The 17,123-nt window shown below is 71.8% G+C and carries 18 protein-coding genes; 8 read left to right on the forward strand and 10 right to left on the reverse strand.

Annotated features, from left to right (window positions below; all coding sequences use genetic code 11):
* The first annotated feature begins 413 nt into the window (after positions 1-413).
* Complete coding sequence (locus I3F54_RS10725; protein WP_240118444.1) at positions 414-1,121, forward strand: B3/4 domain-containing protein; 708 nt, start codon at positions 414-416, stop codon at positions 1,119-1,121.
* Between the two features lie 470 nt (positions 1,122-1,591).
* Here the strand turns inward: I3F54_RS10725 and I3F54_RS10730 are convergent, their stop codons facing one another.
* Both I3F54_RS10730 and mca read right to left on the reverse strand, forming a co-directional pair.
* A complete protein-coding gene (locus tag I3F54_RS10730; RefSeq protein WP_240118445.1) occupies positions 1,592-1,852 on the reverse strand; it encodes a hypothetical protein in 261 nt (86 codons plus the stop codon).
* Positions 1,845-2,726 carry a mycothiol conjugate amidase Mca gene (gene mca, locus I3F54_RS10735; RefSeq protein WP_240118446.1) on the reverse strand — a complete coding sequence of 294 codons (882 nt, stop codon included), beginning with the start codon at positions 2,724-2,726 and terminating at the stop codon, positions 1,845-1,847. Before mca ends, I3F54_RS10730 begins: the two co-directional genes overlap by 8 nt.
* 159 nt (positions 2,727-2,885) lie before the next feature.
* Here mca and I3F54_RS10740 point away from each other — a divergent pair, with 159 nt between their 5' ends.
* Positions 2,886-3,287, forward strand: a complete 402-nt coding sequence (locus I3F54_RS10740; protein ID WP_240118447.1) for a DUF4307 domain-containing protein — start codon at positions 2,886-2,888, stop codon at positions 3,285-3,287.
* 240 nt (positions 3,288-3,527) lie between these two features.
* A complete protein-coding gene (gene greA / locus I3F54_RS10745) occupies positions 3,528-4,028 on the forward strand; it encodes a transcription elongation factor GreA (RefSeq protein ID WP_240118448.1) in 501 nt (166 codons plus the stop codon).
* Positions 4,029-4,105: 77 nt separating this feature from the next.
* Here greA and I3F54_RS10750 read toward each other — a convergent pair whose 3' ends face one another.
* The 3 genes from I3F54_RS10750 to ilvA form a co-directional block, all read right to left on the reverse strand.
* Positions 4,106-4,960 carry an ABC transporter permease gene (locus I3F54_RS10750; protein WP_240118449.1) on the reverse strand — a complete coding sequence of 285 codons (855 nt, stop codon included), beginning with the start codon at positions 4,958-4,960 and terminating at the stop codon, positions 4,106-4,108.
* Positions 4,957-5,970 (reverse strand): ATP-binding cassette domain-containing protein, encoded by a 1,014-nt coding sequence (locus I3F54_RS10755; RefSeq protein WP_240118450.1) that lies wholly within the window; start codon positions 5,968-5,970, stop codon positions 4,957-4,959. Before I3F54_RS10755 ends, I3F54_RS10750 begins: the two co-directional genes overlap by 4 nt.
* 256 nt (positions 5,971-6,226) lie before the next feature.
* Positions 6,227-7,456, reverse strand: coding sequence for a threonine ammonia-lyase (gene ilvA, locus I3F54_RS10760; protein WP_240118451.1), 1,230 nt, complete (start codon positions 7,454-7,456; stop codon positions 6,227-6,229).
* Between the two features lie 161 nt (positions 7,457-7,617).
* Between ilvA and I3F54_RS10765 the strand changes: the two genes are divergently transcribed.
* From I3F54_RS10765 to I3F54_RS10775, 3 genes are all read left to right on the forward strand, one after another.
* Positions 7,618-8,127 carry a MarR family winged helix-turn-helix transcriptional regulator gene (locus I3F54_RS10765; protein ID WP_240118478.1) on the forward strand — a complete coding sequence of 170 codons (510 nt, stop codon included), beginning with the start codon at positions 7,618-7,620 and terminating at the stop codon, positions 8,125-8,127.
* Between the two features lie 207 nt (positions 8,128-8,334).
* Entirely contained in the window at positions 8,335-8,835 is a 501-nt protein-coding gene (locus I3F54_RS10770; RefSeq protein ID WP_240118452.1) for a sigma factor-like helix-turn-helix DNA-binding protein, read from the forward strand.
* A 52-nt stretch (positions 8,836-8,887) separates the two neighbouring features.
* Complete coding sequence (locus I3F54_RS10775) at positions 8,888-9,136, forward strand: hypothetical protein (protein WP_240118453.1); 249 nt, start codon at positions 8,888-8,890, stop codon at positions 9,134-9,136.
* Between the two features lie 211 nt (positions 9,137-9,347).
* On the opposite strand, the gene I3F54_RS10780 is transcribed toward I3F54_RS10775, so the two are convergent.
* Positions 9,348-10,502, reverse strand: a complete 1,155-nt coding sequence (locus I3F54_RS10780; RefSeq protein ID WP_240118454.1) for a cystathionine gamma-synthase — start codon at positions 10,500-10,502, stop codon at positions 9,348-9,350.
* 132 nt (positions 10,503-10,634) lie between these two features.
* On the opposite strand from I3F54_RS10780, the gene I3F54_RS10785 reads away from it, so the two are divergent.
* Positions 10,635-11,753: a hypothetical protein gene (locus I3F54_RS10785; RefSeq protein WP_240118455.1), complete on the forward strand. Its 1,119-nt coding sequence runs from the start codon at positions 10,635-10,637 to the stop codon at positions 11,751-11,753.
* 96 nt (positions 11,754-11,849) lie between these two features.
* Here the strand turns inward: I3F54_RS10785 and I3F54_RS10790 are convergent, their stop codons facing one another.
* Entirely contained in the window at positions 11,850-12,233 is a 384-nt protein-coding gene (locus I3F54_RS10790; protein WP_240118456.1) for a VOC family protein, read from the reverse strand.
* A gap of 275 nt (positions 12,234-12,508) precedes the next feature.
* Complete coding sequence (locus I3F54_RS10795; protein WP_240118457.1) at positions 12,509-13,549, reverse strand: NAD(P)-dependent alcohol dehydrogenase; 1,041 nt, start codon at positions 13,547-13,549, stop codon at positions 12,509-12,511.
* Between the two features lie 175 nt (positions 13,550-13,724).
* Here I3F54_RS10795 and I3F54_RS10800 point away from each other — a divergent pair, with 175 nt between their 5' ends.
* Positions 13,725-14,630, forward strand: coding sequence for a helix-turn-helix transcriptional regulator (locus tag I3F54_RS10800; RefSeq protein WP_240118458.1), 906 nt, complete (start codon positions 13,725-13,727; stop codon positions 14,628-14,630).
* 184 nt (positions 14,631-14,814) lie between these two features.
* On the opposite strand, the gene I3F54_RS10805 is transcribed toward I3F54_RS10800, so the two are convergent.
* On the reverse strand, positions 14,815-15,498 hold the full coding sequence (locus I3F54_RS10805; RefSeq protein ID WP_240118459.1) for an ABC transporter ATP-binding protein: 684 nt from the start codon (positions 15,496-15,498) through the stop codon (positions 14,815-14,817).
* Positions 15,499-15,549: 51 nt separating this feature from the next.
* Complete coding sequence (locus I3F54_RS10810) at positions 15,550-16,995, reverse strand: ABC transporter permease (RefSeq protein ID WP_240118460.1); 1,446 nt, start codon at positions 16,993-16,995, stop codon at positions 15,550-15,552.
* Positions 16,996-17,123: the final 128 nt, after the last annotated feature.

Here is a 17,123-nt window from a genome sequence, read left to right on the forward strand (position 1 = left end):
GCCGCCGACCGGCTCCTGCTCCGGCGCCGCCGTCGCCCCCTGGCTGATCCGTCTGGATCAGACGCCGTCGGGCGGGGGCGCGGGCCGTCCGGTCACCGGCAGGAGAGCGCCTCCTCGACCGCCATCCCGACCTCGGTCGGGGCCCGTACCGCTACTGTTCATACGCGCGCACGCAGTGGGAGGCGCCTCCCCGCCGCCGTGATCACCGCCCCTGCCCTGTCGTCCACCACCCTCCTCGCCCCTCACCCACCCCCAAGGAGCCGGGCCACACACCTGTCGAGCACCGCACCACCGGCACCGTCCGTCCCACCGCGGGTGGCCCGCGTGCCGACCTGCCTGCCGCACGCCAGTAGGGCGACCAGCTCGTCTGCCGCTGGAAGCCACCCCCTCCCTCCGTAGGAAACCCACCTCCCATGACCGTCTTCCGCATCGCCCCCGCCGTCGCCGACGCCTTCCCCGGCACTCTCATCGCCCTGGTCACCGCCACCGGCCTGCGCGGCCACGAGCCCTGGCCCGCCACCGCCCACGCGCTGGAGGACCTGGAGCGGCAGCTCGCCGACGGCTCCTGGAGTCCCGCCGACGAGAGCGATCCCCGCATCGAGGCATGGCACACCGCGTACCGTTCCTTCGGCACCAACCCCCGTCGCGTCCGCCCCAGCGTCGACGCGCTCGGCCGCCGTATGGCCAAGAAGGGCACCTTGCCCCGCATCAACCCGGCCGTCGACTCCTACAACAGCGTCTCCGTCCGTCACGGACTGCCCGCCGGCGCCTTCGACTTGGACCAGGTCAAAGGCGACGTGGACATCCGGTACGCGGACGGCGGCGAGGAGTTCACCCCGCTCGGCGAACCGGACACCGTGGAGAACCCCAAGCCCGGCGAGGTCGTCTACGCCGACACCGCCAGCATCCTGACCCGGCACTGGAACCACCGCGACGCCCACCGCACCCGCGTCACCGAGGACTCCACCCACGTCGCCTTCATCCTCGAGACCCTGCAGGAGCCCAGCCACGGGCATCTGCTCAGGACGGCGGCGAAGGAGCTGCAGAGTCTGCTCGCCCCGCACGCGGAACAGACCGCGGTGCACTACCTCACCCCGGCCGGGCCCGGGGTCGCCGCATGAGACCTCACCACTCGTACCCGCGGCGCTCGCGGTGCCCACTCGGAAGAGCGGCCGCCTGACCCTGGGACCAGGCGTCCTTGACCCCGTCCGGCCGCTCGCCGCACACGTCCGCGGCGATGCCCACCGGTCGACGGGGGTGTCCGCGTGCCGAAGGAGGAGCGGGGACGTGGCCCGCGCGAGTCGACGGGGCATGCCCCCGTCCTCGCGCACCGGCCCCCGCCCCGCCCCCGCGCCACGGACAGGCGCGCGTACACGGCGGAGGGGTGGCTCTGGCCTGCTCGGGCATGCGGATGCGGGCGGCCGGCACCGTCGTGTTCCCGGCCGGCGGACGCCGGAGAAGAGGGTGGGGGTGGTGCGGGGCCGCGACGCGGGCGGCCCGTGGGGTGTCGGCCGCCGGTCCGCGGCCACGGCACAGCGCCCGGCCGGTCCGTGGGACCGGCCGGGCGGGCGGGGTGCCGCTGTGCCGGCCCTCAGCCCTTCTGCGGCTCGACCCGGCCGGAGGGATCGCCCTCCTGGCCGGCGGCCGGGGCCTTGGCGCCGGGGCTCTCCTTGAAGTCGACCTTGCCCATGTGCTTGTTCATGGACTTCATCAGCCCCCACACCGCCAGGGCCATCACCGCGAAGACGATGAAGCCGAGGACGCCGGGGGTGACCTTGTTCTCGTCGACCTCCTTGGCGAGGGGGACGAGGTGCGTCACTGCCAGGCTCACGCTTGCGCTCATGTCAGGCATTGTCGCGGATGCCCGCAAAGAGGTCGTCCTCGGGGAGGGAAGTGTCCACGAGCGACTTCGCGAGCTCATACTCCTCCGTCGGCCAGACCTCCTTCTGGATCTCCATCGGCACGTGGAACCAGCCCCCGTCGGGGTCGATCTGGGTGGCGTGCGCGATCAGGGCCTTGTCCCGGATCTCGTAGAAGTCGGCACACGGGACGTGGGTGGTCAGCGTCCGCTCGGGGCGGTCGGAGTCGTCCCAGCGCTTGAGCCAGTCGCCGTAGGGGGACTCCATGCCGCGCTCCAGCAGGGCCCGGTGCAGAGCCTCGGTGCGTGGACGGTTGAAGCCCTGGTTGTAGTAGAGCTTCTGCGGCTGGAACGCCGGCCCGAACTCGTCCTCGGGGTACTTCCCGGCGTCCGCCGCGCCCTCGAACGCCACCATCGAGATCTTGTGGGTCATGATGTGGTCGGGGTGCGGGTAGCCGCCGTTCTCGTCGTAGGTGGTGACCACGTGCGGACGGAAGGAGCGGATCTGCCGCACCAGCTCGCCGGCGGCCACGTCGACGTCCTCCAGCGCGAAGCAGCCCTCCGGCAGGGGCGGCAGCGGGTCCCCCTCGGGCAGGCCGGAGTCGACGAAGCCGAGCCACTCCTGCCTCACGCCGAGGATCTCGCGGGCCTCGTCCATCTCCTTGCGGCGGACCTCGTGGATGTGCTCCTCGATATAGCTGTCACCCTGGAGCTTGGGATTGAGGATGGAGCCGCGCTCCCCACCCGTGCAGGTCACCACCAGCACGTCCACCCCCTCGGACACGTACTTCGCCATGGTGGCCGCGCCCTTGCTCGACTCGTCGTCGGGGTGGGCGTGGACGGCCATCAGTCGCAGCTGGTCAGTCAAGACTCAATCCTCATCAAGTCGGCGCCCCGGTGTCGGCTGGGGCGATCGGCGGCTTCTATAGTGACCGAATCGGGCGGCGATTAATTCCGGGCTCCCGGCCCGGGCGCCCGCTTTCGGACCTTTGCCCGCCCCTGTGAGGGCCCCTCCGAGAGGACGATCATGAGTACGGTGAGCACGCGCGTGCCGGAGGGCCGCTACGGCCGCTCCTCGGACGAGCGCTCCGACCGCACGCTCAGGGTCGTCGGCGTGGGCCTGGGCGCCGTGTTGATCGCGGTGGTCGGCTGGTTCGGCTACCACTACGTCGCCGGCACCTCCATCAGCGCCCAGGTGATCACTTTCCAGGCCACCTCGGACAAGGCGGTCCGGGTGCACCTGGAGGTCCACAAGGACGCCGGGGCGAGCGGCTACTGCACGGTGCGGTCCCAGTCCGCGGACGGTGCGGAGGTGGGCCGGGCCGACTTCCGCTTCTCCGGTGCGGACACACGGATCGACAAGGTCGTCACGCTGCGTACGACGGCCCGGGGCACCACGGCGGAGCTGCTGGGCTGTCACGGCGACTGATCGGGGTACGTCGTACGCCGGGGGGTCCGGGGGTCCGGTGCACGCAGTGGTCCACCGCCGCACGGGGCACCACGCGGTCCGCAATACGTACGTGCTGACCTGCACCGACGTAATTCTTAGGGCTTATGTCCTCCCCCTTCGGCCCCTGAATTGTTAGGCTCGTGGTTTCGCCCACCCGAGAGGGAACATTCTTCTGGGTAGGGCGATGCTTTGTATTCCCAGTACCGACGAGGAGCACCTGTGACCCAGACCAGCGAGAACGTCACCTGGCTGACTCAGGAGGCGTACAACAAGCTCAGGAACGAGCTTGAGTACCTTACTGGTCCCGCGCGCTCGGAGATCGCCGCCAAGATCGCGGCCGCGCGCGAGGAGGGCGACCTGCGCGAGAACGGTGGGTACCACGCCGCCAAGGAGGAGCAGGGCAAGCAGGAGCTCCGTGTGCGCCAGCTCACCCAGCTCCTGGAGAACGCCCAGGTCGGCGAGGCTCCCACGTCCACGGACGGTGCGGTCGCGCCCGGCATGGTCGTGACGATCGCCTTCGACGGCGACGAGGACGACACGCTGACCTTCCTGCTCGCCTCCCGCGAGTACGCCAGTGCCGATATCGAGACGTACTCACCGCAGTCCCCGCTGGGCGCCGGCGTGATCGGCCACAAGGTCGGCGAGGACGCGGAGTACGAGCTGCCGAACGGCAGGAAGGCCTCGGTGAAGATCCTCCAGGCCGATCCGTACAACGGCTGACCCGCTGAGGGACCCGTCAGGTCCCCGGGCCAGGACCCGACGAAGCCCCCGGAACCGGGGGCTTCGTCATGGGCTGGTCAGCCGGTGGCGGAGCGGTACTTGCGGACCGCCAGCGTCCGGAACACCACGATGATCAGCAGGGACCACAGCACGGACGCCCACACCGCGTGCTGCATGGGCCAGGCGTCCGGCACCGGATAGCCCGGCGGGAGGTTGCCGAACAGCTCGCGGCAGGCCTGCACGGTGGCGCTGAACGGGTTCCAGTTGGCGATGGTCTGGAGGAACGTGGGCATGTTCTCCGACGGCACGAACGCGTTCGAGATGAACGTCAGCGGGAACAGCCAGATCAGCCCTCCGGAGGTGGCCGCCTCCGGGGTGCGCACGGAGAGGCCGATGAGCGCGCCGATCCAGGAGAACGCGTAGCCCAGCAGGAGCAGCAGACCGAATCCGGCGAGCACCTCGCCGACGTTCTCGTGCGTACGCCAGCCGACGAGGACGGCGACGGCGGCGAGGACCACCAGGGTCAGGGTCGTCTGCACCAGGTCGGCGAGGGTGCGGCCGGTGAGGACCGCGCCTCGTGCCATGGGCAGCGAGCGGAACCGGTCGATGAGGCCCTTGTGCATGTCGTCGGCGATGCCTGCGCCCGCTCCGGCGGTGGCGAACGTGACGGTCTGCGCGAAGATGCCCGCCATCAGGAACTCGCGGTACCCCGAGGGGCTGAGCCCCGCACCGGGGACGTTGATCGAGCCGCCGAAGACGTAGCTGAACAGCACCACGAACATGATGGGCTGGACCAGCCCGAAGACGACCACTTCGGGGATCCGGGTCATGCGGATCAGGTTCCGCTTGGCGATCACCAGGGCGTCGCGGACGGACTGCACGACCGGGTTGCCGGGCGAGGCGGTCGGTACGGTGTCGGTGACGGCGCTCACTTGGCGGCCTCCTTGGTGTGTTGCTCGACGGCGTCGCCGGCGGTCTCCTGGCCGGCCTCCGCGCCGTCCGCCTCGGCGACATGTCCCGTCAGGGACAGGAAGACGTCGTCGAGGGTGGGCCGGCGCAACCCGATGTCGTCGATCTCGATGCCGCGGGAGTCGAGCTCCCGGATGACCTCGGCCAGCAGCTTGGCGCCGCCCGTGACGGGCACGACCAGCTTGCGCATGTGTTCCTCGACGGTGGTCTCGCCCTTGCCGAAGCCGGTCAGCACCTCGGAGGCGGCCGGGATGTCCTCGCGTTCGTGGACGACCACCTCGACCCGCTCGCCGCCCGTGCGGGCCTTGAGCTCGTCGGAGGTTCCGCGGGCGATGACGCGGCCGTGGTCGACGACGGCGATCTCGTGCGCCAGGTGGTCGGCCTCCTCGAGGTACTGGGTGGTGAGCAGCAGAGTGGTGCCGCCGGAGACGAGCTGCTTGATGACCTCCCACAGCAGCTGCCGGTTGCGCGGGTCGAGGCCGGTCGTCGGTTCGTCCATGAACATCACGGGCGGGGAGACGACCAGTGCCGCCGCGAGGTCCAGGCGGCGCCGCATGCCGCCGGAGTAGGTCTTCGCCGGCCGGTCCGCGGCGTCCGCGAGGTCGAACTGCTCCAGCAGGTCGGTGGCCCGGGCCTTCGCGGCCCTGGCCCGCATCTGGTAGAGCTCGCCGACCATCTGGAGGTTCTCCCGGCCGGTCAGGTACTCGTCGACCGCGGCGAACTGGCCGGACAGGCCGATCGAGCGCCGCACCTCGTTGGGATGCTTGAGGACGTCCAGGCCCGCGACGACCGCCCGGCCCCGGTCGGGGCGCAGCAGGGTGGTCAGGCAGCGGACCGTGGTGGTCTTGCCCGCGCCGTTGGGCCCGAGCAGGCCCAGGACGGTGCCCTCGGGCACGTCGAGGTCGACGCCGTCCAGAGCCCTGACGTCGCCGAAGGTCTTGACCAGGCCTTCGGCGTAGATGGCGCCTGGCATATGTGTCTCCACGTCGTCGGAGGATGCTTCGGAAAGCCTAGATTCGGGCGGTTCGGTCCGCCCGGCGGTCCGGCGGACGGTCCTGGTGGCGGTCCGGCGGTCGGCCTGTGGGGTGGTCCGGGGGAAGGCATGGCGGACAGGACCGGACGCCTTCTCGTGACCCAGACCATAACGCGATGTATCGCGTCTCTCAACGGATTTTCCCGATCGGTGACGCGCTCCTTCGCGCCTCTGTGCCGCCCGGCGTCCCGGCGCCTCAGACGATGACCGTGTACCCCGCCTCGCGCAGGGCCTGGCCGACCTCGGCGCAGTGCTCCGGGCCCTTGGTCTCCAGGTGCAGCTCGACCTCCGCCTCCGTGAGCCCGAGCCGTGGGTCGGTCCGTACGTGGCTCACGTCGAGGACGTTAGCGTCCACCACTGACAACACCCCGAGCAGCGCCGCCAGCGCCCCCGGCCGGTCCGTCAGCCGCACCCGGACCGCCAGGTAGCGGCCCTGCGCCGCCAGGCCGTGCCGCAGGATGCGCTGCAGCAGCAGCGGGTCGACGTTGCCGCCGGACAGCACCGCCACCACCGGCCCCTCGAAGGCCCCGGGGTCGCCGAGCAGCGCCGCCACCGGGCTCGCCCCGGCGGGCTCCACGACCAGCTTGGCCCGCTCCAGGCACAGCAGCAGCGCGGTCGACAGCTGGTCCTCGGTCACCGTACGGACCTCGTCCACCAGGTCCGCGACGATCCCGAACGGCACGTCGCCGGGCCGGCCGACCTTGATGCCGTCCGCCATCGTCACCGGATGCGCGATCGCCACCGGGTGCCCGGCTGCCAGCGACGGCGGGTACGCGGCGGCGCCCTCCGCCTGCACGCCGACGATCCGCACGTCGGGCCGCAGCGACTTCACCGCGACCGCGATACCGGCCGCGAGCCCGCCACCACCGATACCGACGACGATCGTGCCCACCTCGGGGCACTGCTCCAGGATCTCCAGGCCCACGGTGCCCTGGCCCGCGATGATGTCGGGGTGGTCGAAGGGGTGGATGAAGACCGCGCCCGTCGACGCCGCGTACTCCTGGGCGGCGGCCAGCGTCTCGTCGACGACCTGGCCGTGCAGACGCACCTCGGCGCCGTACTCCCGGGTCGCGCTGATCTTCGGCAGCGGGGCGCCCTTCGGCATGAACACCGTCGCGTGCACTCCGAGCAGCGACGACGCCAGGGCGACGCCCTGCGCGTGGTTGCCGGCGCTCGCCGCGACGACGCCGGCCGCCCGCTGCTCGGGCAGCAGACCGGCGATCATGACGTAGGCGCCGCGCAGTTTGAACGACCCCGTGCGCTGGAGGTTCTCGCACTTGAAGTGGACCGGCGAGCCCACCAGCTGCGACAGCCGCCGACTGCCTTCCACGGCGGTCACGCGTGCGACGCCGCTGAGCATCTTCTGGGCCCCGCGCACGTCGTCGAGGGTGACGGGCGGGAGGGATGCGGCCCTACGGAGATTCATGATGCAAGTCTCGCAGTTCACACCCGCCCGGACCGGCTGTGACCGACCGGCGAGACGGGTTCGCGCACCCTCGGTACGGGCGGCGCCCCGTCCGCGTACCCTGTCCCCCAACCAGCAGCCTTCCACGAAGTGAGCCCCCGGCCATGCCCACAACCCCCGACATGTCGACGGACGTGACGACCGTCGGTGACACCGGTCTTCTGGACACCCTCCAGCACGAGGTGGCGGTGTTCGCCCGCCGCGCCGAACAGACCCGGCTGGGCGGTGTCGGACAGGTGCGCAACTCCATGGACCGCGCCGCGTACCTGCTGCTCAACCGGCTCGACAAAGAGGGCCCCATGGGCGTCAAGGCGCTCGCCGCGAGCATGGGCATCGACTCCTCTACGGTGACCCGGCAGGTGGCGCCGCTGGTGGACACCGGCCTGGTGAAGCGGACCTCCCACCCGGAGGACGGGCGCGCGGTCGTCCTCCAGCTCTCCCCGCGCGGCCGGGCGCGCCTGGAAGAGGTGCGGTCCTCCCGGCGCCAGCTGATGGCCGAGCTGACCCACGACTGGGCACCTCAGGACCGCGAGACGTTCTGCGCGCTCCTCACCCGCTTCAACGACGCCCTGTCGGCGCGGCAGGCGGCCCATGGCGTGACGGGCCCGGAGCCGGCGGCCAGCACCTCGTGAGCCGCCCGGCGGCAGGGCCGGCACTCGGCCGCGTGCGCGGCTCTTGACCGAAAGGGCACCCCTGGCCTCATATGAGACCGGGCCCTCGTCCCATCCGGGATCGAACACCCGCGCGTGCCGTACTGCCGTGTGCGGCGCCGCTCGACGGTTCGGCCTCCGGGCGCGGCAGGGTCCCTGACGTCTTGGTCGCCCTGAGGGGGAGGCGCGGTGTGCGAACGGCATGCGTCCCAGGGTGCCCGGCGGGCCCGGGAGTTCGAGTCGTTCGTCGCGGGCGCGGCCGGGCGGCTGCTGCACTCCGCGACGCTGCTCACCGGCGAGGCGCCGGACGACAACCCGCGCGCGCGTCGTCTGCTGACGCTCGCTCTGGCCCACACGTACGCCGTGTGGGACCGGTTGCGCGGCGAGGACCCCTACGACCGTGCCCGCGAGTATCTGGCCACCCGCTTCGCCCGTGGCGCCTGGCACCACCGCGGGGGCCTGCTCTCCCGCGCCCGGGTCCACCCCGCCAGTCCGCTCGCCCATCTCGGCCCGCGGGAGCGGCTGATCATCGTGCTGCGGCTGTTCGAGGGCGTCGGCGAGGAGCAGGTGGCGGCCCTGCTCGGAATTCCCCAGGAACGCGTCCACGCCCTGTGCGACCGCGCGACCGCGACCGTACTGCACCCTCCGCGCAGGCCCGCGGCGGTGGAGGCGGGGGCGGCGCCGTCATGAGGCAGCGTGCGGCGGGGCGCCGACAGCGGGGCGCCGGCGGCGGGAGGCGGTCGTGAGCCGGGCGGAACGCGAGGCGGCGGCGCGGCGGATCATGGAACGGATGCCGCCCGTCACACCGCCGGACCTGTACCCGGCGGCCGTCCGCCGGGGCACCCGGATGCTGCGGCACCGGGTGGTCGCGCGACGCCTGCTGTGGGTGTCGCTGGTCGCCGCGGCCGTCGCGCTCACCGTCTGGGCGGTGGCCGTCCAGCCGTGGGGAACTCCGCCCTCGGAGACGACGCCGCCCCTGTCGGACTGGTGACCTGGCGGATCGGTCGCCCGGCGGATCGGTGACGAGCCTCAGTGGCACCTGCCGGATCGGTGGCCTGCCGAGTGATCTGCCGGACGCCGAGCCACCGGACGGCGACCCTGCCGGAGCGGGGACCCGCCGCAGTGGTGACCTGCGGGGCGGCGGCCGGTGGCCGCCGGACCGCTCGCCGGGCCCCGCCGTGCCCTGCGGGACTACGGGTGGGTCACCCGAGGGCCTGCTGGAGGTCCTCCAGCAGGTCGTCGGCGTTCTCGATGCCGACGGACAGCCGTACGAGATCGCCGGGGACCTCCAGGGCGGAGCCCGCGGCGGAGGCGTGGGTCATCCGGCCCGGGTGCTCGATCAGGGACTCCACACCGCCGAGGGACTCGCCCAGGGTGAACAGCTTCGCGCGGTTGCAGACCGCCACGGCCGCCTCCTCGCCGCCCTCGACGCGGAAGGACACCATGCCGCCGAACGCCTTCATCTGCTTGGCGGCGACCTCATGACCGGGGTGGTCCCCCAGGCCGGGGTACAGCACCCGCGTCACCCGCGCGTGCCGGGTCAGCATGTCGGCGACCTTCGCGGCGTTCTCGCTGTGCCGGTCCATGCGCACCGACAGCGTCTTGGTGCCGCGCAGCACCAGCCAGGAGTCGAACGGCCCGGCCACGGCGCCCATGGCGTTCTGGTGGTAGGCGAGTTCCTCGCCCAGTTCCTGGTCGTTCACGATCAGCGCGCCGCCAACGACGTCCGAGTGCCCGCCCATGTACTTGGTGAGGGAGTGCACGACGACGTCCGCGCCAAGCGACAACGGCTGCTGGAGGTAGGGCGTGGCGAAGGTGTTGTCGACGACGAGCCGGGCGCCGGCGTCCCGGGCGATCTGGGCGACGGCGGCGATGTCGGTGACGCCGAGCAGCGGGTTGGAGGGGGTCTCCACCCACACGGCCTTCGTCCGCGGGGTGATCGCGGCCCGTACGGCGGAGGGGCTGCTGGTGTCGGCGACCGACCACTCCACGCCCCACCGGGAGACGACCTTGGCGAAGAGGCGGAAGGTGCCGCCGTAGGCGTCGTTCGGGATGACGACGTGGTCGCCCGGGCTGAGCAGCGTACGCAGCAGGCAGTCCTCGGCCGCCAGTCCGGACGCGAACGCGAGCCCCCGGCGTCCGCCCTCCAGGGCGGCGAGGTTCTCCTCCAGGGCGGTGCGGGTCGGGTTGGCGCTGCGGCTGTACTCGTAGCCGCCGCGCAGGCCGCCGACGCCGTCCTGCTTGTAGGTCGAGACCTGGTAGATCGGCGGGACGACCGCGCCGGTGAGGGGATCGGCGGTGTTGCCCGCGTGGATCGCGAGGGTCTCGAAGTGCTGACTGATGTGCCTGTCGCTCATGGGCCCGAGCGTAGTGTGCGCGGTGGCCGAACGGCGCCCCGGCGCCGTACCCGGCCGCCGGCTCCGCCAGGTTTTCCACAGGCCCGCCGACCGGGTTGGCCATGTGCCGTCGGCGTCTGGTTCGCTTGAGGCATGAAGATTCTCTGGGTCCTGATCGCGATGGTCATGATCGGCTTCGTGCTGCTCCCGCTGGTACGGCGCAGGCGGGCCATGATCGAGCAGGTCCCCGCGGGCCACCCGGACGCGGCCGATCCCGCGACCTACGGCTTCGTCCGCGAGGAGCAGCTGGACGTCCGCATGCCCGGCCCCGACCAGGATCTGACGGACGTCCTGGAGCTGGTGGAGCGCACCGGGGACTACAGGGCCGCCGCCCAGCTGCTGGCCGGCACCGAGACCGAGGGCGAGTACCGCTGGCAGCGCGTGCAGGCGTTCGCCGGGGCGGCGGCGCTGGAGCTGCAGCGGCGGCCCGGCGGAGTCGGGGAGATACCGGGCGGGCAGTGGCTGCGGGTGTGGCGCGCGGAGGCGCCCAAGGACGCGGGCGGCGCCGCGGTGCACGCCGAGTTCCTGGTGCAGCAGGCGTGGCGGACGGCGGCACCGGGCTCCGAAGCGTTCCGGATCATCATGGAGGAGGCGAGGTCGGCCGTGGCCGACGCTGCCCTGCTGGCCCCCGGCGACCCGGTGCCATACATCGTGGAACTGTCCGTGGCCCGGGGCCTGGGCTACTCCCAGAAGGAGTTCGAGCAGCTCTGGCTGAAGACCCTCGACCGCGCCCCTCACCACATGGGCGCACACCTGGCGGCGCTGCAGTACTGGTGCGAGAAGTGGCACGGCTCGCGCGAGCTGGCGTACCGGTTCGCCGAGACCGCGGCGGCCCGCGCTCCGCAGGGCTCGCTGCTGGCCGGACTGCCCCTCTTCGCGGTCTTCGAGCACCTGCCCGAACTCAACCTGGTGCAGGGGTTCTACCGCAGTGAGGTCGTCACCCGGGCGGTCCACGGCGCCCTCCACGCGGTGCACACGGCGGACCCGGACGACCCGATGCTCGCGCACGTGCGGCATCTGCTGCTGTTCTTCCTGGTCCGGGCCGAGCGCTGGGCCGAGGCCATGGACCAGCTGGCCCACGTCGACGGCCATGTCGGCGCCCTGCCGTGGACCCTGTTCGACGACCCGGCGGCGGAGTTCGCGGTCTTCCGGGCGCTGGCGGTCGCGGGCTACGAGGCCAACGGGGGCAGCCCCGCCACGATGCCGCACTGACCTCCGGCTCATGGGAGGCGCCGTGGACCGCCCGGGTGCGGCCGGTGAGTCGTTCGGGCGCCCCGCCGACGGTGGACCGGCCGACCTGAGGCGGTGTCAGCCGCCGCTGCCGTAGGGTCTCGTCAGGAGTTCCAGGCGGTGGCCGTTGGGGTCGTCGAAGTACACGCCCCGGCCGCCGTCGTTGTGGTTGATCTCGCCGGGGTGCCGGTGGAGCGGATCCGCCCAGTAGGTCAGTCCGGCCTCGCGGACCCGCCCGAAGATGGCGTCGAAGTCGTCCTCGGAGACCAGGAAGGCGTAGTGCTGCGGGGCGATGCGGCCTTCGGTGGCCATGTAGTCGAGGGTGACGCCGTTGGGGACGGCGACCGGGATGAAGGGGCCGTACGGCGGGCTCACCTCCAGACCGAGGATGTCGGCGAGGAAGCGCGCCGAGGCCTGGCGGTCGTGTGCGGCGACGATGGTGTGGTTCAGCCGGACGGTCATCACCGAATCTCCCCTCGCGGGCGTTCCCCGTCGCGGGTGTCCGCTCTCACGTCGCGGGCGCTCCGCCCGGGCCTCCTCGCACACCTCTCGCGGACCTTCCCTCCCGCCCACGCTACTCCGCGGCCGTGCCCCGGCGGGTCGGCCGCGGCCCGGACAGCCGCGGGCGAGCGTGGGGCGGCCCGCCCCCGAGGCAGAGGTGCCTGCGGGGACGGGCGGAGCGCCGGAGGCCGGGACGTCCAGACGTCCAGACGTCAGGAGGTCAGGAGGTCAGGAGGTCAGATCGTCGCGGTGTCGATCACGAAGCGGTAGCGGACGTCGCTGTCGACGACCCGCTCGTACGCCTCGTTGATCCGGTCGGCGCCGATCAGCTCGATCTCTGCGCCGAAGCCGTGCTCGGCGCAGAAGTCCAGCATCTCCTGGGTCTCGGCGATGCCGCCGATCATGGAGCCGGCGAGGGTCTTGCCGCCGCCGATCACGGAGAAGAGGTTCAGTGCGACGGGCTCCTCGGGGGCGCCCACGTTGACCAGGGCTCCGCGGGTCTTCAGCAGGGTCAGGTAGGCGTTGAAGTCCAGCGGTGCCGAGACCGTCGAGACGATCAGGTCGAAGCTGCCGGTCAGCTCTTGGAAGGTCTTCGGGTCGCTGGTGGCGTAGTAGTGGTCGGCGCCCAGGCGCAGGCCGTCGTCCTTCTTGCGCAGGGACTGCGACAGCACGGTCACCTCGGCACCCAGCGCGTGCGCGATCTTCACGCCCATGTGGCCGAGGCCGCCCATGCCGAGGATCGCGACCTTCTTGCCGGGGCCCGCACCCCAGTGCTTGAGGGGTGAGTACAGGGTGACGCCGGCACACAGCAGCGGTGCGGCGACGTCGAGGGAGAGGCCGTCGGGAATGCCGACGACGTAGTTCTCGTCGACCACGATCTTCTGCGAGTAGCCGCCGTAGGTCGGCTCGCCGTCCTTGCCGATCGCGTTGTAGGTGCCGGTCATCCCGCTGGTGCAGTACTGCTCCAGGCCGGCCTTGCAGTTGTCGCACTCACGGCAGGAGTCGACCATGCAGCCGACGCCGACCCGGTCTCCGACGGCGAACCGGGTCACGCCCGGGCCGGCCTCGGCGACCACACCGGCGATCTCGTGGCCGGGGACCATCGGGAAGATGGCCTCGCCCCAGCCCTCCTGCGCCTGGTGGATGTCGGAGTGGCAGATACCGGCGTACTTGATGTCGATCAGGACGTCGAACTCACCGACCGGGCGGCGTTCGATCGTCGTGCGCTCCAGCGGAGCCTTGGGCGCGGGTGCGGCGTACGCGGCAACAGTGGTCATGTCGGGGGTCTCTCCTGTGGGGGCGGATCCGTGCCCGTCCCGTCTTCCGGCCGGGCACGGTGTCCAGCCTGCAACGGCCGCGGGCATCCACCCAGACCACGGTTCGGCGTACGTCTGCCGTGCCTACCACTGGCCGGGTCAGGCTCATGGACGTACGACCAGGAATACTGGACATATGGATGAACGCGCCGCGCCCGCTCCGGAGACCGGCGCCGGTCTGGACCGGCGCGCCGAGCTCAGCAAGTTCCTGCGGACCCGGCGTGCCCGGCTGAAGCCGCAGGACGTCGGGCTGCCGGACTTCGGCCGGCACCGCAGGGTGCCGGGACTGCGCCGGGAGGAGCTGGCGCAACTGGCCGGGGTGTCGGTGGCGTACTACACGCGGCTGGAGCAGGGCAACGGGCGCAACGTGTCGGCGGAGGTACTGGACGCCATCGCCCGCGCGCTGAGGCTGACGGACGCCGAACACGCGCATCTGACGCACCTGGCGAAGCCGAAGCAGCACAAGAAGAAGCCGGCGGCCCGGCAGCAGCACGTGCGTTCCGCGCTGCCGCAGTTGCTGGACGCGATGGACGGCGTCCCGGCGTACGTCGTGGGGCGGCGCACGGAGATCCTGGCGTGGAACCGGATGGCGGCGGCGGTCTTCGGCGACTGGTCGCAGCTTCCGGTGGAGGAGCGGAACTGGGCGCGGCTGGTGTTCCTGCGACCCGAGTACCGGGACCTGTTCGTGAACTGGGAGCAGAAGGCCATCGACATCGTGGCCGTGCTGCGCATGGACGCCGGCTGCTACCCGGACGACCCGCGGCTGTCCGCCCTCGTGGGCGAGCTGTCGGTGAAGAGCGAGGACTTCCGCCGGCTGTGGGCGACGCACGACGTCAAGGACAAGAACCACGGTCTCAAGCGCCTGCGTCACCCGCTGGTCGGCGAGGTGGACCTGCATTTCGAGTCGCTCAGGCTGACGGACGGCTCCGACCAGAGCCTCGTCACCTACCACGCCGAGCCGGGCTCCGCCTCGGCCGAGGCGCTGCGGCTGCTGGCGAGCTGGGGCGCGGACGCGACCCGCGCCGGGAGCACGGCACCGTAGACCGCCGACGCGGTGAAGGCCCGGGGCCGGCCGGGTCCGCCGGTGCCGGGGCGTTCCGCCCGCCTCGGTGCCGCGTCGCCCCCGGGTACCGGGGCCTTCCGGCGCGCAGTGCGCCTCGGGTGGCGACGGTGGTGCGTCGCCCCCTCGGTTCCGGGGCACCTGCCCGACTCGGTGCCGCGGTCCGCTACGGCGCGGCGTTCTCGCGAACCGTGATGCTCCCCTTGCGGATGGTCGCGAGCCGCGGGGCCTTCCGGGCGATCGCGGAGTCGTGGGTGACCATGACGAACGTCAGGCCCAGTTCCTTCCACATGCGTTCGAGCACGTCCATGATCTCGTCGCGCATGCCCTCGTCGAGGTTGCCCGTGGGCTCGTCGGCGAGCAGCACCTTCGGCTGCTTCACGAGCGCACGGGCGATGGCGACGCGCTGCTGCTGCCCGCCGGACATCTCGCCGGGCAGGTGCCCGAGCCGCTCGCCCAGACCGACCGACCCCAGTGCCTCGGCGGCCCGTTCACGGCGCTCCTTCGCCTTGATGCCGAGGGGTACGAGCGCGGTCTCGACGTTCTCCTGCGCGGTGAGGGTGGGGATGAGGTTGAAGGACTGGAAGACGAAGCCGATGTTCTCGCTGCGCACCCTGGTGAGCCGGGCCTCGGGCAGCCTGGCCAGGTCGGTGCCGTCGAGGACGACTTCACCGGAGGTGGGCCGGTCCAGGCCGCCGAGCATCTGCAGCAGCGTGGACTTGCCGCCGCCGGTGGGGCCCTGGATGACGAGGCGGTCGCCGTCGGCGATGGTCAGGTCGACGCCGTTCAGGGCGTGCACGGCTTCCTTGCCGCGGGTGTAGAGCTTGGTGACGTTTCTGAGTTCGTACACGGGTGGGTCAACTCCATTGCCGGTAGGGGTGGTCGGGGTGTCCGGGGCGGTCTACCCGACCCGGCGAAGGGCGTCGGCCGGACGCAGCCGGGACGCCCGCCAGCCGCCGAAGGCGCCGGCGACGAGTCCGCCCGCCACCGCGAGTCCCACCGCGAGGACCACCGTGGCCGGGCTCACGGGCGCGGTCAGCGCGACGTCGAGGGTCCGGCTCGCCGCCCCTCGGCCCGGTCCGCCGAAGCCGCCGCGCCCGCCGAAGCCACCGCCGGCGCCGCCACCGCCGAGCCGGGCCTGGAGCGTGGGGCTGGCGGCCGTCACCGCGTAGGCGCCCGCGAGGCCGAGGGCGATGCCGAGGACGCCGCCGAGCAGCCCGTTGACGATCGCTTCACCGACGACCTGCCGGGTCACCCGGCCGGACTTCCAGCCCAGCGCCTTGAGCGTGCCGAACTCGCGGACGCGCCGGGACACGGCCGAGGAGGTCAGCAGACCGGCGACCAGGAACGCGGCGACCAGCACCACGATCGACAGCCACGTGCCGACGGTGGTGGCGAGGGAGGAGGCGGTCGACAGTGACCCGGAGACGGTGTCGGCGAGATCGGCGGAGGTCGTCACGGTCGTCCCCGAGACGTTCTTCTGGATCGCCGACTTCACGCTGTCGATCTTCTGGGAGTCGGTCGCCTTGACGTAGATGGTGGTGACCTTGTCCGCGGAGTCGGCGAGTGTCTGTGCCTGCTTGAGCGGGATGTAGACGTTGGCCGCGGCGTCGCCGCTGTCCGCGGTGGCGATGCCGATCACCGAGAACGCGGTGCCCTTGATGGTGACGGTGGAGCCGGCCTTGAGGCTCTTCTCCTTGGCGTAGGCGGAGTCGACGACGGCGACCTTGCCGTCGGTCTCCGACGTCGTGAACGTGCGACCGCTGGTGATCTCGGAACTGGTCAGCGGGCCGAGGGCGGGCTTGGTGACGTCGGTGCCGAAGACGGAGTAGTTGTTGACGTCGAACTCGGCGCCGCCGCCCTTCACTTCACCGCTGGGCTGCCCGCCGCCCCGGCCCCGGCCGGTGTCGCCGCTGCCGTTCTGCTCGAACCGGCCGCGCGTGAACTGCCCGCTGACCTTGACGACCTGGAGGTTCAGCCCGCCGGCCGCGTCCGCGACGCCCTTCTGGTCGCCGACGTCGGTCACGGTGGCGGCGGACAGGGTCTGGAAGCCGCGCACCATGACGCGGTCGCTGCTCTGCTCCTCGTCCGAGTCGTCGTCCCGGGCGTCGAACTGGAAGCGGGGCCGCTGCGAGCCGTCCGCCGTCGGAGAGGCGGCCTTGGTGACCGTCATGTCCGTGCCCAGGCCGTACAACGACTGCAGAACCCTGTCCTGCGCCTTCCCCATGCCTGAGGACACGGAGTCGACCACGATGACCAGCGCGATGCCCAGGGCGAGTCCGGAGGCGACGACGAGGGCCGCCTTTCTGCGGCGGCGCAGTTCGCGCCTCAGGTAGGTGAAGAACATGCGCGGCAAGCTAGGGAGGGCGCGTGACGAAGGAATAAGGCCGACATAAGAGAACGATGAGAAAGGCTCACGAGCCGTCGGCGGGAGGCGTCGGACGAGGGCCGCGCCGGCCCCAGGACTCCGGCGGA

It is taken from the genome of Streptomyces sp. MUM 2J, from assembly GCF_022414535.1.
Taxonomy (GTDB): domain Bacteria; phylum Actinomycetota; class Actinomycetes; order Streptomycetales; family Streptomycetaceae; genus Streptomyces.